The organism is Halorientalis brevis, assembly GCF_042678165.1.
In the GTDB taxonomy this organism is placed as follows: domain Archaea; phylum Halobacteriota; class Halobacteria; order Halobacteriales; family Haloarculaceae; genus Halorientalis; species Halorientalis brevis.
On the sequence record NZ_JBHUDJ010000001.1, the window covers coordinates 107,628 to 133,494 of the forward strand.

General features: G+C 65.9%; 33 protein-coding genes. 18 read left to right on the plus strand and 15 right to left on the minus strand.

The window, feature by feature from the left end; translation table 11 throughout:
* Positions 1 to 31 precede the first annotated feature (31 nt).
* Complete coding sequence (locus ACFR9U_RS00555; RefSeq protein ID WP_247377796.1) at positions 32 to 361, plus strand: hypothetical protein; 330 nt, start codon at positions 32 to 34, stop codon at positions 359 to 361.
* A 368-nt stretch (positions 362 to 729) separates the two neighbouring features.
* Entirely contained in the window at positions 730 to 1,389 is a 660-nt protein-coding gene (locus tag ACFR9U_RS00560) for a helix-turn-helix domain-containing protein (protein ID WP_247377798.1), read from the plus strand.
* Positions 1,390 to 1,393: 4 nt separating this feature from the next.
* Here the strand turns inward: ACFR9U_RS00560 and ACFR9U_RS00565 are convergent, their stop codons facing one another.
* From ACFR9U_RS00565 to ACFR9U_RS00590, 6 genes are all read right to left on the minus strand, one after another.
* Positions 1,394 to 1,744, minus strand: coding sequence for a HalOD1 output domain-containing protein (locus tag ACFR9U_RS00565; protein ID WP_247377801.1), 351 nt, complete (start codon positions 1,742 to 1,744; stop codon positions 1,394 to 1,396).
* Between the two features lie 158 nt (positions 1,745 to 1,902).
* On the minus strand, positions 1,903 to 2,085 hold the full coding sequence (locus tag ACFR9U_RS00570) for a hypothetical protein (protein ID WP_247377804.1): 183 nt from the start codon (positions 2,083 to 2,085) through the stop codon (positions 1,903 to 1,905).
* 225 nt (positions 2,086 to 2,310) lie between these two features.
* Positions 2,311 to 3,102 carry an energy-coupling factor ABC transporter ATP-binding protein gene (locus ACFR9U_RS00575; protein WP_247377806.1) on the minus strand — a complete coding sequence of 264 codons (792 nt, stop codon included), beginning with the start codon at positions 3,100 to 3,102 and terminating at the stop codon, positions 2,311 to 2,313.
* A complete protein-coding gene (gene cbiQ, locus ACFR9U_RS00580; protein ID WP_247377809.1) occupies positions 3,099 to 3,890 on the minus strand; it encodes a cobalt ECF transporter T component CbiQ in 792 nt (263 codons plus the stop codon). The genes ACFR9U_RS00575 and cbiQ overlap by 4 nt, the downstream gene beginning before the upstream one ends.
* Complete coding sequence (locus ACFR9U_RS00585; RefSeq protein WP_247377813.1) at positions 3,877 to 4,191, minus strand: PDGLE domain-containing protein; 315 nt, start codon at positions 4,189 to 4,191, stop codon at positions 3,877 to 3,879. Before ACFR9U_RS00585 ends, cbiQ begins: the two co-directional genes overlap by 14 nt.
* Positions 4,191 to 4,829 carry an energy-coupling factor ABC transporter permease gene (locus ACFR9U_RS00590; RefSeq protein WP_247377815.1) on the minus strand — a complete coding sequence of 213 codons (639 nt, stop codon included), beginning with the start codon at positions 4,827 to 4,829 and terminating at the stop codon, positions 4,191 to 4,193. Before ACFR9U_RS00590 ends, ACFR9U_RS00585 begins: the two co-directional genes overlap by 1 nt.
* A 119-nt stretch (positions 4,830 to 4,948) precedes the next feature.
* Between ACFR9U_RS00590 and nikR the strand changes: the two genes are divergently transcribed.
* The 4 genes from nikR to ACFR9U_RS00610 all read left to right on the plus strand — a co-directional run bounded on the left by nikR (position 4,949) and on the right by ACFR9U_RS00610 (position 7,471).
* A complete protein-coding gene (gene nikR, locus ACFR9U_RS00595) occupies positions 4,949 to 5,359 on the plus strand; it encodes a nickel-responsive transcriptional regulator NikR (protein WP_247377818.1) in 411 nt (136 codons plus the stop codon).
* A 93-nt stretch (positions 5,360 to 5,452) separates the two neighbouring features.
* Positions 5,453 to 6,910: a phosphomethylpyrimidine synthase ThiC gene (gene thiC / locus ACFR9U_RS00600; RefSeq protein ID WP_247377820.1), complete on the plus strand. Its 1,458-nt coding sequence runs from the start codon at positions 5,453 to 5,455 to the stop codon at positions 6,908 to 6,910.
* A gap of 236 nt (positions 6,911 to 7,146) precedes the next feature.
* Complete coding sequence (locus ACFR9U_RS00605; RefSeq protein WP_247377823.1) at positions 7,147 to 7,320, plus strand: hypothetical protein; 174 nt, start codon at positions 7,147 to 7,149, stop codon at positions 7,318 to 7,320.
* Between the two features lie 16 nt (positions 7,321 to 7,336).
* Positions 7,337 to 7,471 carry a hypothetical protein gene (locus tag ACFR9U_RS00610; RefSeq protein WP_282594268.1) on the plus strand — a complete coding sequence of 45 codons (135 nt, stop codon included), beginning with the start codon at positions 7,337 to 7,339 and terminating at the stop codon, positions 7,469 to 7,471.
* A 123-nt stretch (positions 7,472 to 7,594) separates the two neighbouring features.
* Here ACFR9U_RS00610 and ACFR9U_RS00615 read toward each other — a convergent pair whose 3' ends face one another.
* Genes ACFR9U_RS00615 through ACFR9U_RS00625 form a run of 3 tightly spaced genes read right to left on the minus strand, consistent with a single transcriptional unit; the run spans position 7,595 to position 9,954 of the window.
* Positions 7,595 to 8,350, minus strand: a complete 756-nt coding sequence (locus ACFR9U_RS00615) for a VOC family protein (protein ID WP_247377825.1) — start codon at positions 8,348 to 8,350, stop codon at positions 7,595 to 7,597.
* A gap of 39 nt (positions 8,351 to 8,389) precedes the next feature.
* Positions 8,390 to 8,842 (minus strand): TIGR04206 family protein, encoded by a 453-nt coding sequence (locus ACFR9U_RS00620; protein ID WP_247377828.1) that lies wholly within the window; start codon positions 8,840 to 8,842, stop codon positions 8,390 to 8,392.
* Positions 8,842 to 9,954 carry an OBG GTPase family GTP-binding protein gene (locus ACFR9U_RS00625; RefSeq protein ID WP_247377830.1) on the minus strand — a complete coding sequence of 371 codons (1,113 nt, stop codon included), beginning with the start codon at positions 9,952 to 9,954 and terminating at the stop codon, positions 8,842 to 8,844. The genes ACFR9U_RS00620 and ACFR9U_RS00625 overlap by 1 nt, the downstream gene beginning before the upstream one ends.
* Before the next feature lie 217 nt (positions 9,955 to 10,171).
* On the opposite strand from ACFR9U_RS00625, the gene ACFR9U_RS00630 reads away from it, so the two are divergent.
* Positions 10,172 to 11,602 carry an APC family permease gene (locus tag ACFR9U_RS00630; RefSeq protein ID WP_247377832.1) on the plus strand — a complete coding sequence of 477 codons (1,431 nt, stop codon included), beginning with the start codon at positions 10,172 to 10,174 and terminating at the stop codon, positions 11,600 to 11,602.
* A gap of 3 nt (positions 11,603 to 11,605) precedes the next feature.
* Positions 11,606 to 12,259 (plus strand): potassium channel family protein, encoded by a 654-nt coding sequence (locus ACFR9U_RS00635; protein WP_247377835.1) that lies wholly within the window; start codon positions 11,606 to 11,608, stop codon positions 12,257 to 12,259.
* A gap of 7 nt (positions 12,260 to 12,266) precedes the next feature.
* Here ACFR9U_RS00635 and ACFR9U_RS00640 read toward each other — a convergent pair whose 3' ends face one another.
* The 3 genes from ACFR9U_RS00640 to ACFR9U_RS00650 form a co-directional block, all read right to left on the minus strand.
* Complete coding sequence (locus ACFR9U_RS00640; RefSeq protein ID WP_247377837.1) at positions 12,267 to 13,463, minus strand: cation:proton antiporter; 1,197 nt, start codon at positions 13,461 to 13,463, stop codon at positions 12,267 to 12,269.
* Positions 13,464 to 13,468: 5 nt separating this feature from the next.
* Positions 13,469 to 13,984 carry a cation:proton antiporter regulatory subunit gene (locus tag ACFR9U_RS00645; RefSeq protein ID WP_247377839.1) on the minus strand — a complete coding sequence of 172 codons (516 nt, stop codon included), beginning with the start codon at positions 13,982 to 13,984 and terminating at the stop codon, positions 13,469 to 13,471.
* A 90-nt stretch (positions 13,985 to 14,074) separates the two neighbouring features.
* A complete protein-coding gene (locus ACFR9U_RS00650) occupies positions 14,075 to 14,368 on the minus strand; it encodes a hypothetical protein (RefSeq protein ID WP_247377841.1) in 294 nt (97 codons plus the stop codon).
* Between the two features lie 125 nt (positions 14,369 to 14,493).
* Between ACFR9U_RS00650 and ACFR9U_RS00655 the strand changes: the two genes are divergently transcribed.
* The 5 genes from ACFR9U_RS00655 (at position 14,494) to rpl12p (ending at position 17,554) form a co-directional block, all read left to right on the plus strand.
* Positions 14,494 to 14,694 carry a VNG_1110C family protein gene (locus ACFR9U_RS00655; RefSeq protein WP_247377843.1) on the plus strand — a complete coding sequence of 67 codons (201 nt, stop codon included), beginning with the start codon at positions 14,494 to 14,496 and terminating at the stop codon, positions 14,692 to 14,694.
* Between the two features lie 137 nt (positions 14,695 to 14,831).
* A complete protein-coding gene (locus ACFR9U_RS00660) occupies positions 14,832 to 15,314 on the plus strand; it encodes a 50S ribosomal protein L11 (RefSeq protein WP_247377845.1) in 483 nt (160 codons plus the stop codon).
* 183 nt (positions 15,315 to 15,497) lie between these two features.
* Positions 15,498 to 16,136, plus strand: coding sequence for a 50S ribosomal protein L1 (locus ACFR9U_RS00665; RefSeq protein ID WP_247377847.1), 639 nt, complete (start codon positions 15,498 to 15,500; stop codon positions 16,134 to 16,136).
* Between the two features lies 1 nt (position 16,137).
* Positions 16,138 to 17,178 carry a 50S ribosomal protein L10 gene (locus ACFR9U_RS00670; protein ID WP_247377850.1) on the plus strand — a complete coding sequence of 347 codons (1,041 nt, stop codon included), beginning with the start codon at positions 16,138 to 16,140 and terminating at the stop codon, positions 17,176 to 17,178.
* Positions 17,179 to 17,209: 31 nt separating this feature from the next.
* The gene (gene rpl12p / locus ACFR9U_RS00675) at positions 17,210 to 17,554 is read left to right on the plus strand and encodes a 50S ribosomal protein P1 (protein ID WP_247377851.1); all 345 of its coding nucleotides are present in this window, start codon (positions 17,210 to 17,212) and stop codon (positions 17,552 to 17,554) included.
* Between the two features lie 51 nt (positions 17,555 to 17,605).
* Here the strand turns inward: rpl12p and ACFR9U_RS00680 are convergent, their stop codons facing one another.
* Both ACFR9U_RS00680 and ACFR9U_RS00685 read right to left on the minus strand, forming a co-directional pair.
* Positions 17,606 to 18,211, minus strand: a complete 606-nt coding sequence (locus ACFR9U_RS00680) for an RAD55 family ATPase (protein ID WP_247377852.1) — start codon at positions 18,209 to 18,211, stop codon at positions 17,606 to 17,608.
* An 8-nt stretch (positions 18,212 to 18,219) separates the two neighbouring features.
* Positions 18,220 to 18,414 carry a hypothetical protein gene (locus ACFR9U_RS00685; RefSeq protein WP_247377855.1) on the minus strand — a complete coding sequence of 65 codons (195 nt, stop codon included), beginning with the start codon at positions 18,412 to 18,414 and terminating at the stop codon, positions 18,220 to 18,222.
* 187 nt (positions 18,415 to 18,601) lie between these two features.
* Here ACFR9U_RS00685 and ACFR9U_RS00690 point away from each other — a divergent pair, with 187 nt between their 5' ends.
* The 4 genes from ACFR9U_RS00690 to ACFR9U_RS00705 all read left to right on the plus strand — a co-directional run bounded on the left by ACFR9U_RS00690 (position 18,602) and on the right by ACFR9U_RS00705 (position 23,759).
* Complete coding sequence (locus tag ACFR9U_RS00690) at positions 18,602 to 20,431, plus strand: histidine kinase N-terminal 7TM domain-containing protein (RefSeq protein WP_247377856.1); 1,830 nt, start codon at positions 18,602 to 18,604, stop codon at positions 20,429 to 20,431.
* 44 nt (positions 20,432 to 20,475) lie between these two features.
* On the plus strand, positions 20,476 to 21,720 hold the full coding sequence (locus ACFR9U_RS00695; RefSeq protein WP_247377858.1) for a tripartite tricarboxylate transporter permease: 1,245 nt from the start codon (positions 20,476 to 20,478) through the stop codon (positions 21,718 to 21,720).
* 264 nt (positions 21,721 to 21,984) lie between these two features.
* Positions 21,985 to 22,503 (plus strand): FlaD/FlaE family flagellar protein, encoded by a 519-nt coding sequence (locus ACFR9U_RS00700; RefSeq protein ID WP_247377860.1) that lies wholly within the window; start codon positions 21,985 to 21,987, stop codon positions 22,501 to 22,503.
* A gap of 104 nt (positions 22,504 to 22,607) precedes the next feature.
* A complete protein-coding gene (locus ACFR9U_RS00705; protein ID WP_247377862.1) occupies positions 22,608 to 23,759 on the plus strand; it encodes an acetate and sugar kinases/Hsc70/actin family protein in 1,152 nt (383 codons plus the stop codon).
* Here ACFR9U_RS00705 and ACFR9U_RS00710 read toward each other — a convergent pair.
* Positions 23,756 to 23,956, minus strand: coding sequence for a hypothetical protein (locus ACFR9U_RS00710; RefSeq protein WP_247377864.1), 201 nt, complete (start codon positions 23,954 to 23,956; stop codon positions 23,756 to 23,758). The genes ACFR9U_RS00705 and ACFR9U_RS00710 overlap by 4 nt on opposite strands.
* Before the next feature lie 158 nt (positions 23,957 to 24,114).
* Between ACFR9U_RS00710 and ACFR9U_RS00715 the strand changes: the two genes are divergently transcribed.
* Entirely contained in the window at positions 24,115 to 25,851 is a 1,737-nt protein-coding gene (locus ACFR9U_RS00715; RefSeq protein WP_247377865.1) for a restriction endonuclease, read from the plus strand.
* Positions 25,852 to 25,867: the final 16 nt, after the last annotated feature.

Sequence of the window (25,867 nt, forward strand, 5' to 3'; positions counted from 1 at the left end):
CTGGCCGTTTCGGTCGGCGCCGGGAACCCCAGTGGGTACAGCTGCGGGCGGTATTCCGATCGAGTTGCTCGTCGGCGAGCGCCAGATCCTCCGCCAGGAGAAAAGTGCCATCATTGACGCGTCGCGGAACGGCGTCCTCAGCGACGCCGTCGGCGAACGCCTGCTCGAAGAGGTGAACCTCAACCTCGACTACGTCCGTGACGGCATGAGTACCGTCGAAGGCGAACGGGAGGGGTACCAGGAGTTCTGGCGACAGCGAGCGGCCGAACTGGACGTCTACGAACAGTCGACGCCCGTCGAGGGTCCGGAGGAACCCGAGACGACGGTCGACAACGAACGCCCCGACACGCAGCCGACGTAGGGACGCCGGTAACCGGGTGACGGGAGCCGGGTTGATATATAAACACCTTCGGAAGCCAAGCAGGGGTAGTATATGGGTTCGAATGAAAAGGCAGGATTGAGATGAACGCCGATTTATTAGGGCAACAAGCTGGCACGACACTGACTGGTCGCGCTCGGTGCTCGTCTGGAATCTGGACGGGGACGCACGGATGGGGTCGCAGCCGCAGGACTGTTAGATCCTGACATGATGGACGCGAGCTACCGCGTGGCTGGACAGCGCGGAGTGAACGATGAGCAGGGGCCCGAACGGCGGAGCACCTCACCGAGAGGATCCCTCGGACGGCCGGCACGGGACGTCTCGCGGCCAGTGGACGCCGAGGCGGGGACATGAGCGTCATCGCAAGCGTCCGCCTCTCCGCGTCGGATTTCGCGCTCGGCCGGGCATTCCAGGCGGTTCCGGACGCGACGCTTAGCGTCGAGTCGATCGTCCCGATCTCCTCGACAGTGATGCCGTACGTCTGGGTCGAAACTGCCGAGACCGGCGCACTCATCGACGCGCTGGACGAAACCGAGTACGTCGAGCGCGTGACGGTCGTCGCCGAGATGGAGGCGAGACAGCTCCTCGACATCGAGTGGGACGACAGCCCAGACGATCTGATTCCGGTCCTGCTCGAAACGGACGCGATCGTCCTCGAAGCGTCGATGCGGGACGACGAGTGGACCTTCCGACTGCGGTTTCGCGAGTACGAAGCGCTCTCGACGTTCAGCCGCCGCTGTCGGGAGAAAGACATCCGGATCCAGTTACAGCAGTTGTACAGTCCGAGCAAGGCGACCGACGTGCCACAGTGCGATCTGACTCCCGAACAGCGGGAGGTGCTGCAGACCGCGATGGAACACGGCTACTTCGAGGTCCCGCGAGCGGTGACGCTGGACGAACTCGGCGATCTGCTCGACATCTCCGACTCCGCTGCCTCACAGCGGCTCCGGCGCGGACTGGCAACGCTCCTCGAAGCGACGCTCAGCGAAACCACGAGCGACGCGTCCTGAGGCGTCAGGCACCAGAAGCGGACGGGGCCGACTGAACGGTGATCACGCCGTCGTCGCGTGCCGTCACGACCTGTCCAGCGAGTTCGAAGGTGACCGAAACGCTGCCGTCACCCGGGCCGGACGCCAGGAGCGATCCCAGTGCGTCGGCGTCCAGCACGTCGTTCAGGGGTTCGGACATCTCCAGCGGATCGATCTCGGCGGTCTCAGCGACGGCACGGACTACGGTACTCGTGAGCGAGTCCGGGTCTGATTGGTCCCAGGTCCGCCGGCTGCCGTCCTCTGGCCCCCCGTCCGTGACGATCGCTGGCTGCGCGTCCGACTCATCGTCGTCCACTTCGTTTCGGTCAGACCCCATACTCGCGCAAATAACGACCGCGATTATCAAAGTACGGCTTGTATCTCTCCCCGAGGGCGGCCGGCTTGGAGCCATCGCTCGGGCGCGAAGAGAGCCGGGAAAGGACGGTCCGTGCGATCCGCTTGGCGATGCGACGAATCCGGACGCCCGGCGACTCGTCACGAGAGGTCGGGAACGAGCGGCGCCTCGGCCTCGGCGTCGGTTGCGACGCCTCCCGCAGTCGTGATGCGACCGCCTCCGTCGGCCGCGTACGTGTCAGTTGCGAACTCTGGCACCATCGGGTCGATCTCGTCTCGTCGAGGCCGGGTCATGGTCAGTCTGGACGCGATGTCCTCACTCACTCGTCCGACGCCTACGCCCATAAACCTCATGATCGTTCATTATACAACGGGCGGGCGCCAGAGCCGCGGGAGCGTTGACGAACCGTGACCAACAGCGCTCGAAGCGACCCAGCGTTCGAGAAGAGCGTCCCCAGGCGGACGGACGGTCATCCCGTCAGCCGGTACGGTCCGCTCGTCGCCGGATGCGGTCGGCTGCCGATCGGCAGTCGAGACCGACAGTGCACGCTATTCGAGTCGTTCGACCGCTCCAGCGACGGTCAGCGGCGGGTCCGACTCGTCGAGCCGGGAGAACAGCTCGACCACCTGCGGCGGGACGAGATCGCACCGTTCGAGGAGCCCGGTGTCGGTCAGGACCGCACGGGCCGGTCCGTCCCGGACGATGGTCCCGTCGGTGTCGAGCAGCACCACCCTATCGGCGACGTGGGGGGCGAGTTCGGTGTCGGGCGTCGAGACGACGAGGGTCACGCCCTCGGCGGCGAGTTCGTCGAGCAGGTCGAGAATGGCCCGACGATTGGCCGCGTCGACGTTGCTCACGGGCTCGTCGAGGAGGAGGACGTCCGGCTCCGTCGCCAGCGCGCTGGCCAGCGCCGCTCGTCGCTTCTCGCCGCCGCTCAGCCGGAACGGCGGCTTGTCGAGCAGCCCTTCGAGGCCCAATCGGTCCGCGAGGCGGTCGACTCGCTCGTCGGCTTCGGCGGGCGGCACGTCGAGCTGGGCGGGACCGTACTCGACGTCCTCGCGAACGGTGGGATTGAACAGGTAGTCCGCGGGGTTCTGCGTACAGACGCTGACGCGGTCGCGGACCTCGCCTGGAGGCTGATCGGTGCCGAAGTACCGGACTGTACCGCCGTCGGGATCGAGCAGCCCGCCGAGCAACTGGAGCAGCGTGCTCTTGCCCGCGCCGTTCGGCCCCAGGAGCGCCACCCGGTCGCCGCGTTCGATCGCGAGATCGACGCCGTCGAGCGCGAGCGTGCCATCAGGGTACGCGTACCTGACCTCGGACGCCTCGATCACGCTCACAGCACCACCGCCACGACGGCGACCGCGACCAGCGCCGCGAACGCGGCGTCAGCCCGACCGAGTGACTGCGTCCGATCGTAGTGAGTCAGCTGCGTGCCGCCCCGGGCGCGTGCGGCCCGCTGGACGCGCTCGCCACGCTCGATGCTCCGCAGGAGGAAGGTCCCGGTGAAGTTCCCCGAGTCCCGCCACGTCTTCCGGATCCCACGGGCTCGGATGGTGCGGCTCTCGCGTGCGCGAACCATCCGTTCGAGTTCCGCGAAGAAGACCAGCAGATAGCGGTACGTGATCGCCAGCAGCGTCACGGCGACGCCGGGCGCGCGGAGCCGGCGAAGTCCCGCCAGCAGGTCCGTAAATCGCGTGGTCAGCAGCACGAGCGAGAGGAAACCGACGCAGGCCGCGACCCGAACGACGAACAGGACGACGTAGCTCACGCCGGGTTCCGAGAATGGCGTCCCGCCCAGTGCCGGGCCGTCCATCAGGACGGCCTGGGGAGCCACGACGAGGAACGCGAACGCCGGCGGGGCGCTCACCCGCCCGAAGAACGCTCTCGCGGGCACCCGCGACGCGAGCGCGAGCAGCCACGCGAGGCCGCCGAGTGCGGCCGCCGCCGCGAGCGCATCCCTGGTCGCCGCGAGGGCGACGAGCGCGACGAGACCGACCAGCTTCACCGACGGGGCAACGGCCTGGAGGAACCCGTCGCGGTCGGGCGTCTGTTCGGCCAGGAGAAACCAGCGCGCTTTCCCCGCGAGGTTGCCGACCGTGCGGGCGAACAGGTCACTCCGCGTCATGTGTCTGGCCGACGAGTCGACCCAGTCCAGTCGCGACGACCAGCGTGACCGCTGTCCCGACGACGGCCGAGAGGAACGTCCCACTCACTGACCCGAGCCCGGGCACGCTGTAATCGGGCAGGACGCCGGTGTGGACAGGGTCCGCGTCGTCGGCTGCCCCCGTCTCTTCGGCGGCGTTTTCGAGCGGTTCGGCGTACCCGACCTGGCCGGCGGCCCACCCGAACACCGGAGCGAGGACGACGAGGACCAGCAGGACGAGGGCGGCGCGACTGCGCCAGCCGTCGAGATCAGCGCGGGTCATCAGACGCTCACCTCCGGGTCAGCGCCGGGGCGGAGGTCCGGACGCGCGTCGGCGAGGTAGCGGTAGACGACCGCCGTGATCGCACCCTCGACGAGGCCGAGCAGAAGGTGGCCGACGCCCATGATGGCGACCGTCGTCGTCAGTTCGTAGGCGAACGCCGAGGAGAGGCCGAGCTGGACGCCGGCCGTGACGGCAGCGGCGGTGATGCTGAGCCAGCCGGCGACGAACGCCGCCCGAACGTCGCCCACCGGCGAGAGCACCCGATAGACGGCGTACCCGACGTACACCTGGACGATGGCCATGTTGAACACGTTCGCGCCGAGGACGACGACGCCGCCGTCGCCGAACACGAGGCTCTGGATGACGACCACCGTGGCGACACAGAGCGCGCCCAGATGCGGGCCGAGCAGGATGGCGCTGAACGCGCCACCGACGAAGTGAGCACTGGTGCCGCCGGGGATCGGCCAGTTGAGCATCTGCGCTGCGAAGACGCCGGCGGCGACGACGCCGAGCAGGGGCGCCCGCGCGTCGGTTAGCTCGTCACCGCCACGGCGAGCAGCGACGGCGAGGACCACCACCGACGCGACGGCGAGCGCCACCGCGAGCGGCAGGTCCACGTATCCATCGGGAATGTGCATATGTTCACTGACCGACCGGCGCAAATAATACTTTCTCCTTCGCCAGTATTACTGGTCGACGGGGCGCCGGAAAGAAGCGTGAGCCAACCCCTATAGGGACCGGTTTCCTACGCGACGCCATGAGCGACGACATCGACCGGATCAGTCTGACGCTGCCGCCGGACATGGTCGAGCGTCTCGACGGTATCGTCGGCGACTGGGAGTACGCGAGTCGGTCGGAGGCGATTCGGGACGCCCTCCGCGATTTCTTCGCCGCCTACGAGTGGGAGGAAGGGACCCACGAGCGCCACCACGGGACCATCGTCATCGTCCACGACCACCACGAGGACGGCATCGCGGACGCCCTCCAGAACATCCAACACGAGATGGCCGACATCATCACCTCCGTCCAGCACATCCACCTCTCCCACGACACCTGCATGGAGACGCTGGTCGTCGAGGGTCCCGGCGACGCGATCAGCGAACTGGCGAACCGGCTCCGGGCGCAGAGCGGCGTCCAGCAGGTCAAGGTCGTCGTCGTCGACGAGTGACCGCTCGATGTTAACCCGGTGCTGCTTCTTCCCACCGTGGCTATGCGCCGACGTGAGCAAAGTTTATCACCGAGTGGTATTCACTAGTTGTCCATGTCTCGGACCCAGCTAGCGCGTGCACGTGACGGCGAGATAACCGACGCGATGGAGCGAGTCGCCGAGCGGGAGAACCGCGATCCGGCGTTCGTCCGCGAGCAAGTCGCTGCGGGGCAGGCCGTCATTCCGGCGAACCACGACCACGCGGCGCTGGACCCGATGATTATCGGGCGCGAGTTCGCGACCAAGGTCAACGCCAACATCGGCAACAGCGAGACGACCAGCGATCTCGACGGCGAGCTTCGGAAGCTCCACACTGCCGTCCACTACGGCGCGGACACGGTGATGGACCTCTCGACCGGGGACGACTTAGACGAGATCCGCCGGGCGAACGTCGAACACTCGCCCGTGCCGATCGGGACCGTCCCCATCTACGAGGCCGTCAAACGCGCCGGCGGCGCGGCCGAGTTGACCCACGAACTCCTGCTGGACGTCATCGAGAAGCAGGCCGAACAGGGCGTCGACTACATGACGATCCACGCCGGAGTGCGCATGGAACACCTCCCGCTGACCGACGGCCGGACGACGGGCATAGTCTCCCGCGGCGGTTCGATCCTCGCCCAGTGGATGGAGGAAAACGGGATGCAGAACCCCCTCTACGCGAAGTTCGAGGAGATCTGCGAAATCTTCCGCGAGCACGACGTGACCGTTAGCCTCGGCGACGGGCTGCGCCCGGGCTGTCTCGCCGACGCCGGCGACGAGGCGCAGTTTGCGGAACTGGAGACCCTCGGCGAGTTGACTCGGGTGGCCTGGGACCGCGACGTGCAGGTGATGGTCGAAGGCCCGGGCCACGTTCCCCTCGACGACGTGGCCGACAACGTCGAACGCCAGCAGGAGGTCTGTGACGGAGCGCCGTTCTACCTGCTCGGGCCGCTGGTGACCGACGTCGCGCCGGGGTACGACCACATCACGAGCGCCATCGGCGCGACCGAGGCCGCCAGAGCCGGCGCGGCGATGCTCTGTTACGTCACGCCCAAGGAGCACCTGGGTCTCCCCGAGGCAGAAGACGTGCGCGACGGCCTCGCGGCGTATCGGATCGCGGCCCACGCGGGCGACGTGGCCGCCGGCCTGCCGGGCGCTCGCGACTGGGACGACGCGCTCTCGGCGGCCCGCTACGACTTCGACTGGCGCCGGCAGTTCGACCTCGCGCTCGATCCCGAGCGCGCGCGAGCGTACCACGATCAGACCCTGCCCGGCGACAACTACAAGGAAGCGCGCTTCTGCTCGATGTGCGGCGTGGAGTTCTGCTCGATGCGCATCGACCAGGACGCCCGCGACGTGGCCGACGGCGAGATGGACGCCATCGACGGGGCGACGGACCTGGAGTCCTCGGCGGCCGCCGAGGTGAACCTCCCGCCGACCGGTACCCACGACATGAGCCGCGTTCCCGACCTGCCCGAGGCGGTGAGCCCCGACCACGACCACGCGACCGAGTCGGGCGAAGCAGACGACTAGCCGCTCGCACCGAACCGGCTCGAATCCGCGTCTCCGTGCCGACGCACGCGTTCCGGCGCCCGACCGCCCATCGGCCCCTCTTTCTCCCGCCATCTGCTCGACTGTCCACTTCCAGCCGCTAGAATCGTCGTTCCCACGACGAGTGCGCATTTGGCCTGGGGAATATTGACCTATATTAGGTAGACTAGGACGTATGCCCACTAAGCTTTTGTAACAGTAGACGTTCGTTACAGTCGATGAGCGTAGACAGGTCAAACGTCGATTCCGACTCACCGTTCGAACCGTCCGAAACGCCGCCGCTGCGTCTGAGTGCCAGTTACATGGGCTGTCGTCACTGTGAGGAAGGATCGCTCGTGTACGACGCCGACGCCGGCGGCTCACGCTGCCGAACGTGTGGGAAACTCGACTGACGGCTCGCACCCAACCATGAGCATCACCGACAAACTTCGAGGCCACCTGGACAGCACCCCGGCGTTCGCCTGTACGTACTGCGGGCTCACGTTCGAGCAGGACCGGCTCAACTGTCCGGCCTGCGGGTGCGACGTGCGCGACACTCGGTAGTTCGACGGCGAACCCACAGTGCCCGGTAGCGTCGGCGAGCAGTCGTCCCGACCAGTGCCCGAGCTAGCGGACGACGGAATCTACGAGGAGAGAAACGGCAGCGACCCCGTTCAGGACGAGGCGTTACTGCTCGAGAAGTTCGACTTCGTGGCCGTCGTTCGTCTTGGTGAACGCGTAGCGGTCGTCACAGCTCTCGGGATCGCGGTAGTCCTCGGCGTGGCGGGCCATCAGCGTGTCCCAGTCCTCGTGGAGGTCGTCTGCCCGGACCGCGAGGTGGCCCCAGGCGTCGCCCAGTTCGTAGCTCCGGCCGTCGTAGTTGTAGGTGAGTTCGACGGACATCTCCTCGGGGGCAGCGTCCTCGGGTTTGAGGAAGTACAGCGCGAAGTCGTCGAACTCCTCGCGGCGGAACAGGTCGTACTCCAGTTTGCGGGTGTACCAGCCGATAGCGGCGTCGGCGTCCTCGACGCGGACCATGGTGTGATCGAGGCTCCACTTGGCGCCGTGGTCGCGCTCGACGATCTCGATCTCGTGGCCGTCCGGGTCCGTCACGAAGGCGTAGCTCCCGCCGCAGGAGTCGGGGTCGCGGTAGTCCTCGACGCCCTGGTCCAGCAGTTCCTCGTAGGCGTCGTAGACGTCGTCACAGCGGACGGCGATGTGGCCCCAGGCGTCGCCCATGTCGTAGCTCCGGTCGTCGTGATTGTAGGTGAGTTCCAGCATCGCACCGTCATCGTGTTTGTCCGGCGGGGCGAGGTAGACGTTGGTGAACGTCTCGGCCTCCCACCGACCGTACTCCTCGTAGTCGAGGTAGGTCTTGTACCAGTCCAGGGACTCTTCGAGGTCCTCGACGCGCATCATCACGTGGTCGAGCGTCGCGTGCATACACGACGGCACGGGCGGCACGGCGAAAAGGCTAGTGACTCAGTCCGGCTGACGCTCGGTGACGGCCAGCACCCGACGGAAGGCGTCCCGATAGTACCACCAGACGACCGTCCAGAGCAGTAGCGTCCCGACCGGCACGCCGGTGTATCCCACGCGAGGGATGAATCCCCCAGCGAACGCGAGGTTGCTCGCGCCCGCCAGCGCGAGGAGAGCGGCCGTGACGCGGGCGTCCTCGCGCCAGACTACGCCCGAGAGCGCGCTCAGGATCGCCAGCACCACCAGCACCACGGCGATGCCCCACGCCACGAGATACTCCGGAAGGCCGTTCGTGTACCGCAGATAGTAGTCCCAGATCGCAGTGAACGAGGTCGGGTTCGGCGTGAACGAGCCGAACGGGAAGAAGATGGTAGGCGCCCTGCGGGAAAAGACGACGGTCAGGGGAGCGAGGACGAGGGCGGCGACGGCCAGGAGTCGGCGACGGGCGGCGGCCATCACTTCCGGGCCACGATGCGCAGGACGTCTTCGTCGGCGAGTTCGTGGTCCCGGCCGACCTGCTGTTCGTCGTGTTTGGCGCTCGGCCCGGTCACGCGGGCGAAGCGAAAGCGCTCGTCGAAGTTGCCGCCGATCTCCTTACAGACGTCGTCGACGGTGTCGCCCTTCCGGAGGATGACCGGTTCCTCGTAGTCGACGCCTCGTCCAGGTTTGTCCATGTAGATGCGGATGAGCCCGAGCGCCTCCCAGATTTCCTCTTTGAGCGAGTCGAGTCCTTTCTCCTCCTCGGCGCTGATGAAGATGGCCTCGTCGGGGTCGATGTCGTGTGAACGCAGGTTCTCGTTGACCGTCTCCAGGTAGTCCGGTTCGATGAGGTCGGCCTTGTTGACGGCGACGATCGAGGGGATGTACTCCCGGTTGTCCATGACGCCGTCGATGAGGCGGTCGAGGTCGACCTGCTCGCCGATCGTCACGTCGGCGTTGACGAACCCCTGGTCGCGGAGGACTTCCTTGATGGTCCCTTCGTCCAGGTCCAGATCGACGCTGCTGTTGACCGAGAGCCCGTCCTTGTGCTTGCGGCGGATCGAAACGCGAGGGGGCTCCTGGTCGAGGCGGATCTGATTCTTGTACAGTTCCTCGTGTAGGCGTTCGTACTGATCGATCTCGAACACGTCGAGCATGAACACGACCAGATCAGCAGTGCGAACGACCGACAGCACCGCCTGGCCGTCGCCGCGGCCGCTGGCGGCGCCCTCGATGAGCCCCGGGACGTCGAGCATCTGGATGTTCGCACCGTTGTACTTGAGCATCCCCGGGAACACGTCGAGCGTCGTGAACTCGTAGGCGCCGGTCTCGCTGTCGGCGTTGGTGAGGGCGTTGAGGAGAGTGGACTTCCCGACGCTGGGAAAGCCCACGAGGGCGACGGTGGCGTCGCCGTGTTTCTCGACGGCGTAGCCGCCGCCACCGCCGGAGCCGGACTGTTGCTTTTCGAGTTGCTCTTTCTTCTGTGCGAGCTTTGACTTCAGCCGGCCGATGTGGGCCTCTGTCGACTTGTTGTAGGGAGTCTCGGCGATCTCGTCTTCGATCTCCTGGATTTCCTCCTCGAGCCCCATCGTTTCTCCTTCGGCCATCGGTACTCAAAAGCGCTTTCGTTGGGCCTCGTTCCCACGGCCGGTCCCCAGCAGTGTGTAACCTGCCATAGAGTTATCAGTCAGTGGCCAGCAATTGTGCATATCTGATGCGTCGCACAGGCTCACAGACGAGGTCGAAGCATGTCAGTCATGTAGACAAAGCGGACAACTGTCGCGAGACACTGCGTCGGAGGTGCCAGTGAGCAGTCACGGCGAGCGGTCACCCGAGGCTTCACTCGGCCTGCTCGACGCGACCATGATCGGCATGGGCGCGATGATCGGTGCCGGCATCTTCGTTCTCACGGGACTGGCGGCCAAGACCGCCGGCCCGGCAGCCATCCTGGTGTTCGCGCTCAACGGCGTGGTCACCACGTTCACCGGCCTGTCTTACGCCGAGTTAGCGAGCGCCATCCCCAGGAGCGGGGGCGGCTACGCCTTCGTCAACGAGGTGTTCGGCGACCTCGTGTCGTTCCTGATGGGGTGGATGCTCTGGTTCGCGTACATGATCGCCGGCGCGCTGTACGCGCTGGGCTTTGCCCCGAACTTCCTGGAACTGCTCCACATCTACTTTCAGGGCGGCGTGCCGGCCCCCGAACACGCGGCGACGGTGATCATCACCGGGCTGGCGCTGGGCGCTGTCGCACTGCTCGTGCTCCTGAACGCGCTCTCGACGGCAGCCAGCGGGAGCGTGGAGACGGTCTTCACGCTCATCAAGGTGGCCATTCTGGTGGTGTTCGTCGGCTTCGGGTTCACCGCCGCCCGGTTCTCCGGCGCGGAGTTCCAGCCCATGTTTCCGGCGGGCCACACGCCCATCGATCTCCTCCCGGCGATGGGGCTGACGTTCATTGCCTTCGAAGGATACGACCTCATCACCACAGTGACGGAGGAGGTCAAGAACCCGCGGAAGAACATCCCGCGGGCGATCTTCATCAGTCTCCTCGCGACAGTCATCGTCTACTTCGCGGTCGTGATCGTCGCCATCGGGACGCTCGGAGCGGAGGAACTCGGCGCGGCGGGCGAGACCGGTATCGCCGAAGCCGCGAAGTCGTTCATGCCGTCGATTCCGGTTCTCGGTGGCGGTGAGGCGCTCATCATCTTCGGGGCCGTGTTCTCGACGCTGACGGCGCTCAACGCGGTCGTCATCGCGTCGAGCCGCGTCGCGTTCTCGATGGGACGGGAAGGCCAGTTGCTCCCGCGGTTCGGCCAGATCCACTACAAGTACGGGACGCCCGCGGTCGCCATCCTGGCGAGCGCGGTCGTCATGGTGCTCTCGGTGCTGTTCATCCCTATTCGGCAGGTCGGCAACCTCTCCAGCCTGTTCTTCCTGCTGTCGTTCGTCGTGGTGAACGCGAGCGTCATCCGCCTGCGCCGGGAGCGCCCGAACATGACTCGGCCATACGAGATGCCGTTCTATCCGGTGCCACCGGTGCTCGGCATCGTCCTCAACGTTCTGCTCGGCGTCTTCATCAGCTGGCAGACGTGGGCGCTGGGCGTCGTCTGGCTCGGCCTGGGCGTCGTGGTCCACTGGTCGCTCGAACGAGCCAAGGAGAGACGCGGCTCGGGCGCACCGAGCACCGAGGCGGACGCCAGCGGTACCGACATACAGATGCAACCGCAACAGGAGGACTAAGACATGACAACAGACCTTAACGTCGTGATCGCGGGCGGCGGGCGCGTCGGCCTACAGACAGCGCGGATTCTCACCGACCGCGGACACACGGTCCGCATCGTCGAGCGCGACAAGGAGTTGTGCGAGGAGTTGGCCGACGAGTACATCGCCACCGTCATCCAGGGCGACGCGTCGTACCCCGAGATCTTAGAGCAGGTCGACATCGAAAACCAGGACGTCATCGCCGCGCTCACCGGCGAGAGCGGGATGAACCTCGCCATCTGCATGGCGGCGACGGATCTCGCACCCGCAATACGGACCGTCGCGCGCGTGGAGAACGGCAGCGGCGACTCGTACAGACGTTTCGTCGACGCCATCTGCTTCCCGGAGCGAGCGGGTGCGCGGATCGCAGCGAACGAGATCGTCGGCAACGACGTCCAGACGCTGGCAGACGTCACCGGGACGCTGGACATCATGCTCATCCGCGTCGAGGACGGCGCACCCGCCGCGGGCAAGCAGCTGTCCGACGTGCGGTTCCCGTCCGGCTCGTTGATCATCTCCGACGACGAGGGAGAACGCGTCGCCCGGCCGGACACGGTACTCAACGCGGGAAAGCAGTACGTCGTGGCGACCGAACCAGAGGTGGCCGACGAGGTCATGAACCTGCTGCGGGGCTGAGAAGCCGCTACGAAGCGAATCCAGTCGCTCGGAGTCGCTCGACCACGTCCGCGTTCTGGATGAACAGCGTCCCGAGGATACTCATCAGCAACACGTAGCCGACCGCGAAAGCGGGCACGACCGTTCCGAGCGTCGGACCGCCGACACTCGCGGCCAGCGCCGCGATCACCAGCGAGAACTCGCCGCGAGGCACCATCCCGAGACCGACCCGTAGCGAGCGCCGGCTATCGAGCCCGTACACGCGTCCCGAGAGGGCGCCGCTGACCAGTTTGCTCGCCGTCGTCAGGACGAGCGCGACCGCCAGCAGGTCCAGCACCCCGGCGAGTACCGTGATCTCCGTCGTGAGTCCGATGGAGAGGAAGAAGATGGCGGCGAACAGATCGCGCGCGGGGGCGACGACGTGTTCGATGCGCTCCGTGTGGTCCGTCTGGCTGAACGCCGTCCCGACGAAGAAGGCGGCGACGGCTTCGCTCACGCCGGTCGCCAGGGCCGCACCGGCGATGAGCGCGGTGACGCCGAAGACGCGCAGCAAGAACAGTTCGTCCGAATCGGTCCCGAAGAGCCGCTCGACGTACTCCGTGCCGTACCAGGCGACGGCGGTCAGCGTCCCCAGGAAGACGAAGGCGATGCCCACGGCAGTTCCGGCGTCGGCGAGCGTCCCCTCGCCGAGAGCGACGGCCGACAGCACGGCCAGATAGATGGCGATGAAGACGTCCTCGAAGACGAGCGTCCCGAGAATGGGACCGCTCTCGGGGTTGGCGACCCACCCCTCGTCGATGAGCGATTTCGTGATGACGGCGCTAGAAGAGATGTAGACGATGCCCGCCAGAAACAGCGTCTCGATGGGGGAGAACCCGAACGCGAGCGCGAGCGCGACGCCGACTCCGAAGTTCGCGACCAGATCGACGAACCCGATTTTGACGATGCGGGTGCGGTCCCGGAGCAACTGGGTGACGCTGAACTCCAGCCCCAGAAAGAAGAGGAGGAAGACGATCCCGAGTTCCGCCATGCCGGAGATGAGATCCCCGTCGGTGACCAGCGTCAGGGGCACGCTCCCGATGGCCGTCGGCTCGTTCGGACCGACCAGGATGCCCACGAGGATGTAGGCGGGGATCACCGACAGACCGATTCGATACGCCAGCGACCCCGCGACGGCGACCGCCGTGAAGGCGATGCCGATTTCAAGCAGCAGTTCACCGGCCATCGATGTCAGGCGCCCTCGGCGTCGTCGGTCGGCCCCTCACGGTCGCCCGACAGCAGGTCGGTGAGCGCCTGCAGTTCGTCGCGAGTCCCCATCGTCACCAGGATGTCGTCCGCCTCGATGGTGAACTCCGGGCCGGGGTTCGGCCTGGTCTGATCGCCCCGCTGGATCGCGATGACGGACGCGCCGGTGTGCTGTCTGATTTCCGCGTCGCGGAGCGTCTGTCCGGTGAGCGGCGAGTCCGCCGTGACGTCGAGCCACTCGATGATCGCGTCGCCGAGCGGCACCTGCACGTCGTCGAGTTCGACCGGCTGGAAGTACGCACCCTCCAGGATCGAACCGAGTTTCCGCGCCTGCTCGCCGGCCACCGTGAACAGCTTCTCGCTGTCGGCGTTCTCGTCCGGTCGCCGGTACACCTCGCGTTTCCCGTCGTGGTGGATGATAACGATGAGTCTCTCACCGTCGCCAGCGTCAAGTTCGAACTTCTTTCCGACGCCCGGGACCTCGGCCTCGTAGACGGTCATGATCGTAGTTGGGGTCGAGCCACCCAATAAATCCAGCCCACGGTGGGGTACCCGACAGGGAAGCACCCCGCTGTCTCACGCTCGGTCGGTTCAGCCGGGTGCCGACGAGACGCGGAGGTCGGCGACCGCGTCCTTGATTCGATTGGCCGTCCGCCGGGCGTGTGCAGCCGTCGGCGAAACGATCGCCGTCCGGTAGCGGAGCGTCGAGTACCGCTCGCCATCGTCGGTCCGATGCTCGCTGACAGTCGCAAGATGGAATCCGCGTGACGTCCGGTACTCGTACCCGCTGTTTGACTCGGTCGTCCGCAGTCCACTCACGGCGGCAGTGATTCGGTCGTGTGCCTCCCCAGGTGGAACGGCGAGCGTGACCACGTCGTAGTTCATACGGTGCCGTACGGTCGCAAAGGAAATAGACACTTGCCCCGACTGGCCGCTGCCCGTGGTATCAGACAGACAACATAGAATCCGTTTCGACACACCTATACGCCGAGCTGGCGTCGTTTCGGGTGATGCCCGACGCGGCGATGCTGCGCGACAGCACGCAAATCCTGCTCCCTGAGGCCGCCCTGGAGGGCCTCCGGGACGAGCTAGAGAGCCGATTCACGCTCACGATCCTCAAAGACGACGCACAGTATCGGATCGTCGGTAGTCCGGTCGAGATCAAGGAAGCGAGTCGGTTCCTCACGCGCAACGGGATTTCGGTCGAGTGACGGCGTCCCCGTCATATTTTCGTCTGGTGCACCGAGACAAACGATCCCACAGCCGCGCGTGACGGAGTCGCACGGAAAAGCGTCTGTTCGGTCGCAAAAGCAACCCTTAAAACTGCGCCCACGTGATAGCGGAGTATATGGCTGGAACCATTGAGGTACTCGTCCCTGGCGGGCAGGCCAATCCTGGCCCACCGCTCGGCCCGGAGCTGGGGCCGACGCCCGTCGACGTGCAGGCAGTTGTCGAACAGATCAACGACGAGACGGAAGCGTTCGACGGCACGGAAGTGCCCGTCACCGTCGAGTACGAGGACGACGGCTCCTTTACCATCGACGTCGGTGTGCCGCCGACGGCGGAGCTCATCAAGGACGAAGCCGGCTTCGACACCGGCAGCGGTGAGCCCCAGGAGGACTTCGTCGCCGACCTCAGCGTCGATCAGGTCAAACAGATCGCAGAGCAGAAGCAGACCGACCTGCTGGCCTACGACCTGAAAAACGCCGCGAAGGAAGTCGTCGGGACCTGCACCTCGCTCGGTGTCACCATCGAGGGGAACAACCCCCGCGAGTTCAAGGAACTCATCGACGAGGGCGAGTACGACGACCAGTTCGCCGCGGAAGCCTGACTGTCAGGCTCGTTTCTTCCCGTTCGCTCGCGATCACGGAGTGCACACAGCGTCGCCCGTGACGACGTCGCTCGGGGGAGTATCGGTTCGACGGCTTTAAGTTTCGCATCCGATTCCTCACACACAACAGGCGAATGCCTGTGACACGCCGTAGGAGCACTACGCGTACTACGGAGGTGGACAATGGCAGATCAGGACATAGAGCAAGCAGTAACTCGCGCACTCGAGGAGGCCCCGCCGCGGAATTTCCGCGAGACGGTCGACCTCGCGATCAACCTGCGCGACATTGACCTTAACGAACCGTCGAACCGCGTCGATACGGGCGTGGTCCTGCCGGCCGGAACCGGCCAGGAGACCAGTATCGTCGTCTTCGCGGAGGGCGAGACCGCCGTCCGTGCCGAAGACGCCGCCGACGACGTGCTCGACGGGGACGACCTCGAAGAACTGGGCGACGACGACGACGCGGCCAAGGACCTGGCCGACGCGACTGACTTCTTCATCGCAGAGCAGAGCATGATGCAGAACATCGGTCGCTATCTCGGGACCGTCCTCGGGCCGCGCGGGAAGATGCCGACCCCGCTCGACCCGGACGACGACGTCGTCGAAGTCGTCAACCGCATGAAAAACACCGTGCAGATTCGGAGCAAGGAGCGGCGGACGTTCCACACGCGCGTCGGCGCGGAGGACATGGACGCCGAAGACATCGCCGACAACGTCGACGTCATTCTCCGCCGACTGCACGCAGAACTAGAGAAGGGCCCGCTCAACATCGACACCGTGTTCGTCAAGACCACGATGGGCCCGGCAGTGGAGGTCGTCTGATATGAGCGCAGAACGCAAGACAGAGACCATCCCGCAGTGGAAAAAGGAAGAGGTCGACGACCTCGTCGAGACGCTCGGCGAGTACGACAGCGTCGGGATCGTCGACATCACCGGCATCCCGAGCCGCCAGCTGCAGAAGATGCGTGCCAACCTGCACGGCACCGCAGAGCTCCGCGTGAGCCGGAACACGCTCATGCACCGTGCGCTCGACGAGGTCCAGGACGGACTCGAAGACCTCGAACAGTACATCGGCGGGCAGGTCGGCCTCATCGGGACGAACGACAACCCGTTCGCCCTGTACAAGCAGCTCGAGGCCTCGAAGACGGCTGCCCCGATCAACGCCGGAGAGGTCGCCCCCAACGACATCGTCATTCCGGAGGGCGACACCGGCATGGACCCGGGCCAGTTCGTCGGTGAGCTCCAGGCCGTCGGCGCCGAAGCGCGCATCCAGGAAGGCTCCATCCAGGTGATGGCCGACTCGACGGTGCTGGAAGCGGGCGAGACGGTCGACGACCAGCTCGCGAACGTCCTCGGCGAACTCGGCATCGAGCCCAAGGAAGTCGGACTCGACCTCCGAGCAGTGTTCGCCGACGGCGTCCTCTTCGAGCCCGAAGAGCTCGAACTGGACGTCGAGGAGTACCAGGCGGACATCGAAGCAGCCGTTGCGGGTGCTCGCAACCTCTCGATCAACGCCGTCTACCCGACCGCGCAGACGGTCTCCGCGCTCCTGGGTAAAGGAGCGGGCGAGGCCAAGTCCGTCGGGCTCCAGGCCGCCATCGAGGACGAGGAACTCATGCCCGACCTCATCAGCAAAGCGGACGGGCAGGTGCGCGCCCTCGCGGCGCAGATCGACGACCCAGAGGCGCTCCCTGAGGAGCTCCAGGACGTCGACGCAGCTGCACCGGCCGCCGAGGAGGCGGGCGAGGAAGACGAATCGGCAGACGAAGACGACGCCGACGAGCCCGACGCAGACGAAGACGCCGGCGACGACGACGACGATGACGAGGACGCAGGCGATGCGATGGGCGCGATGTTCGGCTAACAACTAAATACCAAACCCACAACTACCAACCATGGAATACGTTTACGCAGCACTCATCCTGAACGAGACGGGCGCAGAGATCAACGAAGACAACCTGACGAACGTGCTCGACGCCGCAGAGGTCGACGTGGAGGAATCCCGCGTCAAGGCCCTCGTCGCGGCACTCGAGGACGTCGACATCGAGGAAGCCGTCGAACAGGCCGCAGCCGTGCCGGCTGGCGGCGCAGCTGCCCCCGCGGGCGGCGCAGCCGAGGGCGAACTCGAAGAGGGTGACGACGACGAGGCCGAGGAAGAAGCAGAAGCCGAAGCAGAAGACGACGGCGACGACGAGGACGACGAGGCCGACGGCGAGGGCCTCGGCGAACTCTTCGGCTAACGCAGCCACACCCTCAATTCTCCACTTTATTCACGCCGACGAGCAGCAGCGCTATCTTGCCGGGATCTTCTTGATCGAGTGAATCCCGACGCCGTTCGGATCGAGCGAGATGTCGAACTTCCGCCAGACGTCCTCGCCGGCTCGCGCCATCAGCTCGCGGAACTTCTCGACGGTCAACACGCGGTAGCGCTGCGTGCCGGCGCTCTCCCACGAGAATCGCAGGATGGCGTCGAACATCGCGGTCGTGAATCCGTACCCGCGGTCGGTGAGCGCACCGACGTCGGCGTGGGTTATCGTCACGGTCCCGTCGCGGTGGTTCAGGATGCGGCGCAGATCCAGCACCAGCCACATGTCTTCCCAGGAGGCGAACTTGTGGACGATCGGGACGAGATTGGAGAGGCTGTCGAAGAAGACGACGTCCCGGCCGACCTCCCGCTCGAAGAAGTCGTTGATCCGATCGAAGAACTCGCGGTAGCGACCCGCGTCGTGGCCGTTCAGCGGCGCCAGCGAGGTGTAGCCGTCGGCGAAGCTGGTGAACTCGATGCCGGCGAGTCCCGCCTCGACCCAGTCCTCGCCGAGCGTGTGCCGCAGTTCCTGTCGAAACCGGTCTTCGCTCATCGTGAGCGAGACGTAGTGGACCGTGTCGGGCTCAGTCATCTCGGCCGTCAGGCTGCCGTACTCCAGCTCGAACTGCTCAGCCCCGACTGCCAGGCGCCGTGCACCATCGCGGCCGTGTACAGGAAGGTTCGATGCCCGGCACCCGGGTCGCCGAGCGTCAGAATCGACTCGCCCGCCGTCACGCCGCCGCCGAGGAGGCGATCCAGGTCCGGCACTCCGATCGGGAATCGCACGTCTGCCATACCGTGACATCTCAGTCTCGACCCATGAAGATTGTCACGCCCGAAAGGAACCAGCGTGAGCCGCTTCACACCGGTCGAACCGACCGCTGTTGGCCGATCCGCGCCCAAATTATCAACTGTGAAACTCGAACGAGAGAGTTAAGCCAGCCTGGATGACAATCAGACACGTTCGGCGGCGCTCAGACCGATGCAGTTTCAATACACGCCCGTAACGGTTCCGCTCGCCCTCGCCGTCGTTCTGTGTGCGGTCAGTGCAGTGGTTGCGTGGCGACAGCGCGACGGCGAAGCCGAACTGTGGGCGGTGGTGATCCAGGTCGCGTTCGGACTGTGGGCGCTGTTCACGCTCTTGACGTTCGCCAGCGTCAGCTACGAGGCGAAACTGTACTGGTTCCTGCTGTTCATCCCGACGATTCCCCTCAGCGTCGTGGCGACGTTCTTCTTTACGCTGCACTTTTGCGGACGCGCCGAGTGGCTCACGCGAGGTCGACGCGCCCTCGTGTCGCTGTTTCCAGTCGCAGTTTTCGGCTTCAGCCTCACGAACGGAACGCACGGACTCGTCGTCGCGGACAGCTGGGTCGCGTCCGGAACGCTCCGGTACACGTGGGGCCCGGCGATGTACGCGACGATCGCCGGGTCGTACGCGATCTGTGCCACGTACACCGTCCTGCTGTTCCGGAAGCTCCTCCGGTCGAGAAACGTCTACAGAAAGCTCAGTTTCGTCATCTGGATGACGGCGATCCTCACCGTTCTGGCGACGGTCGCGTCGGTGACGCGAGTGAGCCCGTTTCCGCACTTCACCCTGCTCCCGCTGACGTATCTGGGAGTCGGGAGCCTTCTCCTGCTCGGGACCACGAGCGTCACGTTCGCTCGGCGGCTGCCGGTCGACCGTGCGCTCTCGCTGTTTCGGTCTCGACTTGACAGCACGATCCCGCTCGCTCGGGATTTCGTCATGCAGGAGGTCGACAATGGGATCGTCGTCCTGGACCCCGACGACAGGGTCGTCGACATCAACGCGACGGCGAAGTTCATGATCGGGACCGAACGGCCCATCGGCAAGCACCTCACGGACATCACGAGACTGAACCAGGTCCTCGACGGGGACGAACTCCTGCCGATCCTCCAGGGCGAGACGCCGGTCGAGACGGTTCACGATCAGATCTGGGTCGAAAGCGACAGCGGCATGCGCTGTTACGACGTGCGCATCTCGGCACTGACCGAGGGGGACGCTGCATCGACGGCCCACGTCATCCTCCTCCACGACATTACGGACCAGAAGGAACGCGAGGAGCAGCTCCAGCGACAGAAAGAGACGCTCGAGACGCAGAAGACGCAGCTCGAACACCAGAACGAACGCCTCGACGAGTTCGCGAGCATCGTCTCCCACGACCTCCGGAATCCGCTGTCCGTCGCCGCCGGCCGGACCGAACTGATGCTGGTCGACGCCGACGACACCGAGTCGGTGACGGTCGAGCGAGACCACCTCGTGGACGTACGGGACGCACACGAGCGGATGGCGAGCATCATCGACGACGCGTTGACGTTGGCGCGACAGGGGAAAGCGATCACCGACACCGAGCCGGTCCTCGTCGAAGCGGTCGCACGGACGGCCTGGGAGAACGTCTCGACTCGGACCGCAAGCCTGACGGTGACCTGTAATCGGACCGTCGAGGCCGACAGAGCCCGGTTGCTCACCGTCTTCGAGAACCTCTACCGCAATTCGCTGGAACACGGACTGGACGACGTGACGGTCACCGTCGGGAACGTCCAGCGAGAGGGCGAAACAGGGTTCTTCGTGGCAGACGACGGCCCGGGCATCCCGGACAGCGAGAAAGACGACGTGCTCGAACGCGGCTACACGACGAGTCCCGACGGGACCGGACTGGGACTCTCGATCGTCACCGACGTCGTCACCGCCCACGGCTGGTCGATCACGGTCACCGACAGCGTCGACGCGGGCGCGCGGTTCGAGATCACCGGTCTCGAACAGCCGGGGACCGAGACGCCAGCCGGCGACTGAGCGGCGCGAACGTTTTTATCCGAAACCGGGACCAGCTCCGCTCGATGGTGGGAACGGTCTTCGGCGTCCGGGTCGCAGTCGCGCCGGAAGCGACCGCGACGGCGCTGACGTTCGTGCTCGGCGGCATCGCACTGGGGACCGTCAGCGGCCTGATACCGGGCCTGCACGCCAACAACATGGCGCTCCTCCTTGCGGCGGGCGCGAACGCGATTCCGGGGCCGCCCCGGTACGTGGGGGCAGCGATGCTCGCGGCGGGGACGGTCCACACGTTCCTGGACGTAGTTCCGACCCTGGCGCTGGGGGTTCCCGATCCCGCGATGGCCGCCTCGGCCCTCCCGGGGCACGAACTCGTCCTGGCGGGCCGCGGTCGGGAAGCACTGCGGTTGTCGGCACTGGGGAGTGGGCTCGCAGTCGTGTTCGCGGTGCCGCTCGCGGTGCCCGTCACCGAGGCCGTGACAGCGATCTATCCGACGCTCCGCGACCACCTGTCGGCCGTGCTGGCCGGCGTCGCGGTCGTGCTCGTGACGACGGAATCGAGCTACCGGGCGACGGTCGGCGCCGCGCTCGCGCTGGTGGCAAGCGGTGTCCTGGGAATGGCGACGCTCGACCTGCAGTCAGGTGGACTCGCGGCTGGCGGGATGCTCGCCCCGCTCTTCGCGGGGTTGTTCGGCGCGCCCGTGCTGCTGGAGGCGATCGGAGGCGGTGGCGTCCCGACGCAAGACAATGCGACGGTCGCGCTCTCCCGATCGGCCGTCGGCGGGCTGGCGCTGGTGGGAACGCTGTCCGGTGCGATCGTCGGGTTCGTCCCCGGTGTCTCGAGCGCCATCGCGGCGACGGGGGCGCTCCTGGCAGTCCCGTATCGGTACGGCGCACGCGGGTTCGTGGTCACGACCAGCGGCGTGAACACGGCCAACGCCATCTTCGCGCTGTTCGCGCTCCAGGCGCTCGGGTCGCCGCGAACCGGCGTGTTGGTCGCCGTCGAGGAGGCGGGCGTCCCGCTCGCGCTCCCGCTCCTGCTCGCGAGCGTCGCGCTGGCGGCCATCGTTGGGTTCCTGCTGGTGCTGGCCCTCGGCGACCGCTATCTGCAGGTGGTCGGCCGCGTCGAGTACACCCGGCTGTCAGTGGCAGTCCTGGGACTGCTCGTCGTCCTGTCGTTCGTGCTTGCAGGAGCGCTCGGTGTCGCCGTCTTTGCCGTCGCGACGGTAGTGGGGTCGATCCCGCCGCGGTTCGGAGCGCGGCGGGCAACGCTGATGGGCGTTCTGCTGGTCCCGTTGTTGCTGAGTGGGTGAGCCCACGACAGGAAGCCGCGACTGACCAGGGAGAATGAACCCTCAGTGGATCGGTCACGGGGCTTCGGTCCGCTCGCGTCTCACCCGGGCAAAGCGATCGTCGGTTCGCAACCGAAACAGACGCACGGGTCAGACGCACGCGAGTCAGGAGTCAGCCGTCCGGCTGACGCGTCGAAAATCGAGGACCAGAGCACACGTAACAGAGACATGAACGGGGTGCAACATTTAACATAGAGTAGCAAGAATGGGTGAACACTAGAAAATATGACCATCAACCCACGTGATTACGACCTCGACGAACTTCGGAAGATGGCCCGCGGTCAGAGCGAGGGTCCACGAAGCCCGCCGGCGAGCGACGAAGACGACGGAGCAGAACCGCCCGAACTGGACGGCTGGGGAACACCCGAACCAGAACTCGGCGCTCCGGAGGGTCTCCTGCAGGAGCAGTTCGACTCCGATATTCACCGGGAACTGCTCCCCCTCGAAGCCGGCGAGGACGAGCTGGCGAAACCGTATCTCGACGCGCTGCCGGAGAACTACGCGGCCGAGATCGTCGTCTTCGAGTGGCTGGATTTCCTCCTGGAGGACTTCGGCTACCAGGGCGCCAACGAAGCACTGCAGTACTACGAGTCGGTCGGCTGGATCACAGAGGACATCCAGACGACGCTCAACGACTACCTGGTCGGGATCAACGAGCCCGACGCGAACACCGTTCAGGACGGCGACATCGACAGCCACAAGCTCAGTCTGGTGTACGTTGCGCGCCTCGTCTCGATGCTCTGACATACCGAAAAGTCGGGGACGGGGACGGGTTCTGCCGCTTTCTTTATCAATTTTGAAGACAAGGAGTAGATTATATATCAGAGCCGCGAGTAGCGACGGCCGTCATGAGCGAGGAAGCGGATGCGGACGACGACGAGGCGGCGACTGAGAGCGAAGACCCGGCCGAGACGGAGGCCGAGGAACGTGTCGAAGAAGAGACCGAAACCCAGGACGTCGAGGCGGACGCAGCGAGCGACGGACCGGTTCCGGTCGGTGTCAAGCTCGGGAGTACGCGGACGGTCATCGCGATCCCGGAAGAGTCGGGCGACGTACGCATCATTCGGACGCTGACCTGTCTGGCGACGTACGACGATCCGCTCACCGGCGAGGAACAGGTCCTCTACGGCGAGGAAGCTGCGACGCAGTACCCCGACCGGGTCCAGTTCATGCTCCGGTCCGGGCTGCCCGAGGACGACGACCGGGCAGAGCTGACGAAGAAGTTCTTCAACACGGTGCTCGAAGAGAACGACGTTCCGGAGGACAGCGTCGTCGTGTACGCGATCCCGACCATCGAGAACGAGCGCGGCCTGGACAACCTCGAAGCCGTCATCCAGGAGAGCGCCATCGGCCAGCGCACGGTCGAGAGCTACCCCGAGTCGCTCTGTGGCGCGATTCCGGCGATGGGCGACGGCCTGGAAGCCATCGGCGAGATCTTCGTGTCGGTCAACATGGGATCGACGAACCTGGAGGCAGCCGCGTACCGTCGCGGCGAGCAGCTCAACCCCTTCGCGACGGGTGCGGTCACCGGGAACGAGGTCGACCGGATGATCGCGAACAACGTCGAGGGCGAGACCCAGGGTCGCGTCAACATCGACACGACGACCGCGCGCGAGTACAAGGAACAGCACGCGGACTTCGTCGACTTCGAGCCGTTCACGGACATCATCCAGCAGCCGGGCGGCGGCGCCCACGAGTTCACCATCGAGCGTAGCGTCATGGACGCCTGCAACCAGTACCTGGACGACGCCGTCGACGAGATCGCCAACAGCTTCCTCCCGGAACTGGCCAACGACCACATCAAGGTCTACCAGCTCGCGCTCGACCAGCCCATCGTCCTCACGGGCGGGATGGCCTGCATCCCGGGCATCGTCGACGAGTTCGAGAACCGACTCAGCGAAGAGCTGAACCGCGACGTCGAGGCAGTGGCCGCCGACAATCCGGACCTCGGTGCGAGCGTCGGTGCCCAGCGCATCGCCGATCACCTGATCGGGAACTAAACGCTCGACTCGCCCGCCCAGGCACGGTGCCAGCGGACGACCCGCGGCGTCGACGTCTCGCTTTTCCGCCCAGCCGGATGCGCCACCGCACCCTCGTGGCGAGCGGCGGCCTCTCGACCACGCTCGGTAGTCGCCTCGCCTGCTTCCGTCGCTGTCCGTCGTAACTCGTCCGGCATGTCGATCTTGAGCCCTGACATTGTGAACTGCCAGACGGTTTCGGCAGCAATCACCTAAAACTCAGTCAGACGCGCGTCTGCACTCCGGCAGACGATGGCAGTGAGACCGGCGTCGTTCAGACGACGCGAGGTCGAAGAGATTCAAACTGAGCAACAGCTGGCCGCATGACTCATATGCAGTGAGTGACAGTACTCAGTACGAACCCGCCATGCTCGCTTCCCACGACGACGACGCAATCAGCGACGAGGAACTGCTCACAGGGACGGGCAGCGGTGGCGTATTCGCCAGTGGGTACCTGCGGGACAAACCGCTCATCGAGTACCTGGGGGAGTCAGAGCGGGTTTCTCACCTGCTATCGAACAAGAAAAAGGGCGTCCGCAGGGAGACAGACGACGACAGTACGGCGTTCACGCCGGGCGACGACTACCGGGCGATCGCCGCGGTGACGGACACGAGGGTGTTGTTCGTCGTCGGGGGCTGTGACGACGGTGACGAGATGTTCGGCGTCCCGTACACCGAGATCGAGGACGTCAAGACGAACCGGGGCGTGTTGAAAAAGAGCGTCGACGTGTGGACGACCAGCGGCGTCCGCTGGCGGTTCTACGTCCGCAGTAGCGTCGACCTCAGGTCGGCAGCGGAGTACCTGGAACGGGCGGCGGTCGTCTGGTCGCGCGTCGAGAGCCAGTTACAACACGCCCGGAAGCACATCGCCGCGATCAGCGACCACACGTCCGAGCGCGACCACGAGGCGGCACGCGAGGCGGCCAAGAACGCACGCGAGTACGTCGAAGAGGCCCAGCGAAAGGCCACGGAACTCACCGAGGACCGGGCGGACGCCATCTGGGAACGCATCCAGCTCACGGAGCAGCGTCTCGACGAGGGCGCCCTCAACATTCACGTCTCCCGCGCGAAAGCGGACGTGGCGTCGGCCGAGCGCCTGTGGCGCCAGGAGCAGTACAACGACGCGTACGACGCGTACCTGGCGGCGCGAAACCAGTACGAGCGAGCGTTAGACCTCGCCAGGGAACGCGATCTCTCGGTGGCCGACGACATCCGGGCGCGGGCAGACCAGGTGACCCAGAGCATCGATCGCCTGTCGAAGTCACCGCTCCAGCGCGCCGAGGAGACCTTCGAGGAGGCCACCGCCGCCACGGAGCTATCCACGAGAGTCGACCTGCTCGCGGACGCCCTGGAGAAGTACCAGTCCGCGCTGGTCCTGGACTGGGGCAACGACACGCAGCGGTTCGCCGGTGACAGCGACGAGATCCGCACGACGATCGAGGCGGTCGTCGACGAACTCGTGGGCGCGCGCCGAGAACTCGCCGACAAGCACTGGCGCGCTGGCAACTGGTACAGCGACGCCGGGCAGTTCGATCAGGCGCGCGAGGAACTCACGGCCGCGAGAGAACACGTCGACGCGGCACTGACAGTCGCCGAGGAACTCAAGCCCGGACTGACCGCCGAGTTGGCGGCCGCGAAGCGAGAGCTCGACGCAGACCTCGACCGCGTCGGAACCGACGACGCAGACGATGCCGCTCCGGACGACGACGAGACCGACGAGCCGTCGGTCCGCGACCGCGTCACCCGTCTCTGGACGGAACGAGACTGGGAGACCACTCACGATCGAGAGGGAGTGGTCGACGTCGTCGCAACCAGAGAGGCTCCGATCCCCGAGAAGCAGTTGCTGGTCGTCGAGGAGCGGTCACCGGACGGCGAGTGCGACCAGTCAGTCGTCGAGTCGGCAGTCGCAGTTCGCGACGCCGACGGCGACGCCGACGTGGTAGTCGTCGTCACGAACGGGTCGTTCACCGAGCGCGCCCGGTCGCTCGCCCGAGAGCACAACGTGAAGCTACTCGACGGGGAGCGCCTCGACGAAGCTCTCGACGCCGCGGGATTCGCGACGACGGACGTGTAGGCCGCGCCTCATCCGC

Bases quoted from the DNA above. Each gene is read 5' to 3' on its own strand.
- ACFR9U_RS00560 (WP_247377798.1), top strand. From the start codon at position 730: ATGAGCGTCATCGCAAGCGTCCGCCTCTCCGCGTCGGATTTCGCGCTC.
- ACFR9U_RS00565 (WP_247377801.1), bottom strand. From the start codon at position 1,744: ATGGGGTCTGACCGAAACGAAGTGGACGACGATGAGTCGGACGCGCAG.
- cbiQ (WP_247377809.1), bottom strand. From the start codon at position 3,890: ATGACGCGGAGTGACCTGTTCGCCCGCACGGTCGGCAACCTCGCGGGG.
- ACFR9U_RS00585 (WP_247377813.1), bottom strand. From the start codon at position 4,191: ATGACCCGCGCTGATCTCGACGGCTGGCGCAGTCGCGCCGCCCTCGTC.
- ACFR9U_RS00590 (WP_247377815.1), bottom strand. From the start codon at position 4,829: ATGCACATTCCCGATGGATACGTGGACCTGCCGCTCGCGGTGGCGCTC.
- nikR (WP_247377818.1), top strand. From the start codon at position 4,949: ATGAGCGACGACATCGACCGGATCAGTCTGACGCTGCCGCCGGACATG.
- thiC (WP_247377820.1), top strand. From the start codon at position 5,453: ATGTCTCGGACCCAGCTAGCGCGTGCACGTGACGGCGAGATAACCGAC.
- ACFR9U_RS00605 (WP_247377823.1), top strand. From the start codon at position 7,147: ATGAGCGTAGACAGGTCAAACGTCGATTCCGACTCACCGTTCGAACCG.
- ACFR9U_RS00610 (WP_282594268.1), top strand. From the start codon at position 7,337: ATGAGCATCACCGACAAACTTCGAGGCCACCTGGACAGCACCCCGGCG.
- ACFR9U_RS00615 (WP_247377825.1), bottom strand. From the start codon at position 8,350: ATGCACGCGACGCTCGACCACGTGATGATGCGCGTCGAGGACCTCGAA.
- ACFR9U_RS00620 (WP_247377828.1), bottom strand. From the start codon at position 8,842: ATGGCCGCCGCCCGTCGCCGACTCCTGGCCGTCGCCGCCCTCGTCCTC.
- ACFR9U_RS00625 (WP_247377830.1), bottom strand. From the start codon at position 9,954: ATGGGGCTCGAGGAGGAAATCCAGGAGATCGAAGACGAGATCGCCGAG.
- ACFR9U_RS00635 (WP_247377835.1), top strand. From the start codon at position 11,606: ATGACAACAGACCTTAACGTCGTGATCGCGGGCGGCGGGCGCGTCGGC.
- ACFR9U_RS00640 (WP_247377837.1), bottom strand. From the start codon at position 13,463: ATGGCCGGTGAACTGCTGCTTGAAATCGGCATCGCCTTCACGGCGGTC.
- ACFR9U_RS00645 (WP_247377839.1), bottom strand. From the start codon at position 13,984: ATGACCGTCTACGAGGCCGAGGTCCCGGGCGTCGGAAAGAAGTTCGAA.
- ACFR9U_RS00650 (WP_247377841.1), bottom strand. From the start codon at position 14,368: ATGAACTACGACGTGGTCACGCTCGCCGTTCCACCTGGGGAGGCACAC.
- ACFR9U_RS00655 (WP_247377843.1), top strand. From the start codon at position 14,494: ATGCCCGACGCGGCGATGCTGCGCGACAGCACGCAAATCCTGCTCCCT.
- ACFR9U_RS00660 (WP_247377845.1), top strand. From the start codon at position 14,832: ATGGCTGGAACCATTGAGGTACTCGTCCCTGGCGGGCAGGCCAATCCT.
- ACFR9U_RS00665 (WP_247377847.1), top strand. From the start codon at position 15,498: ATGGCAGATCAGGACATAGAGCAAGCAGTAACTCGCGCACTCGAGGAG.
- ACFR9U_RS00670 (WP_247377850.1), top strand. From the start codon at position 16,138: ATGAGCGCAGAACGCAAGACAGAGACCATCCCGCAGTGGAAAAAGGAA.
- rpl12p (WP_247377851.1), top strand. From the start codon at position 17,210: ATGGAATACGTTTACGCAGCACTCATCCTGAACGAGACGGGCGCAGAG.
- ACFR9U_RS00680 (WP_247377852.1), bottom strand. From the start codon at position 18,211: ATGACTGAGCCCGACACGGTCCACTACGTCTCGCTCACGATGAGCGAA.
- ACFR9U_RS00685 (WP_247377855.1), bottom strand. From the start codon at position 18,414: ATGGCAGACGTGCGATTCCCGATCGGAGTGCCGGACCTGGATCGCCTC.
- ACFR9U_RS00690 (WP_247377856.1), top strand. From the start codon at position 18,602: ATGCAGTTTCAATACACGCCCGTAACGGTTCCGCTCGCCCTCGCCGTC.
- ACFR9U_RS00695 (WP_247377858.1), top strand. From the start codon at position 20,476: ATGGTGGGAACGGTCTTCGGCGTCCGGGTCGCAGTCGCGCCGGAAGCG.
- ACFR9U_RS00700 (WP_247377860.1), top strand. From the start codon at position 21,985: ATGACCATCAACCCACGTGATTACGACCTCGACGAACTTCGGAAGATG.
- ACFR9U_RS00705 (WP_247377862.1), top strand. From the start codon at position 22,608: ATGAGCGAGGAAGCGGATGCGGACGACGACGAGGCGGCGACTGAGAGC.
- ACFR9U_RS00710 (WP_247377864.1), bottom strand. From the start codon at position 23,956: ATGTCAGGGCTCAAGATCGACATGCCGGACGAGTTACGACGGACAGCG.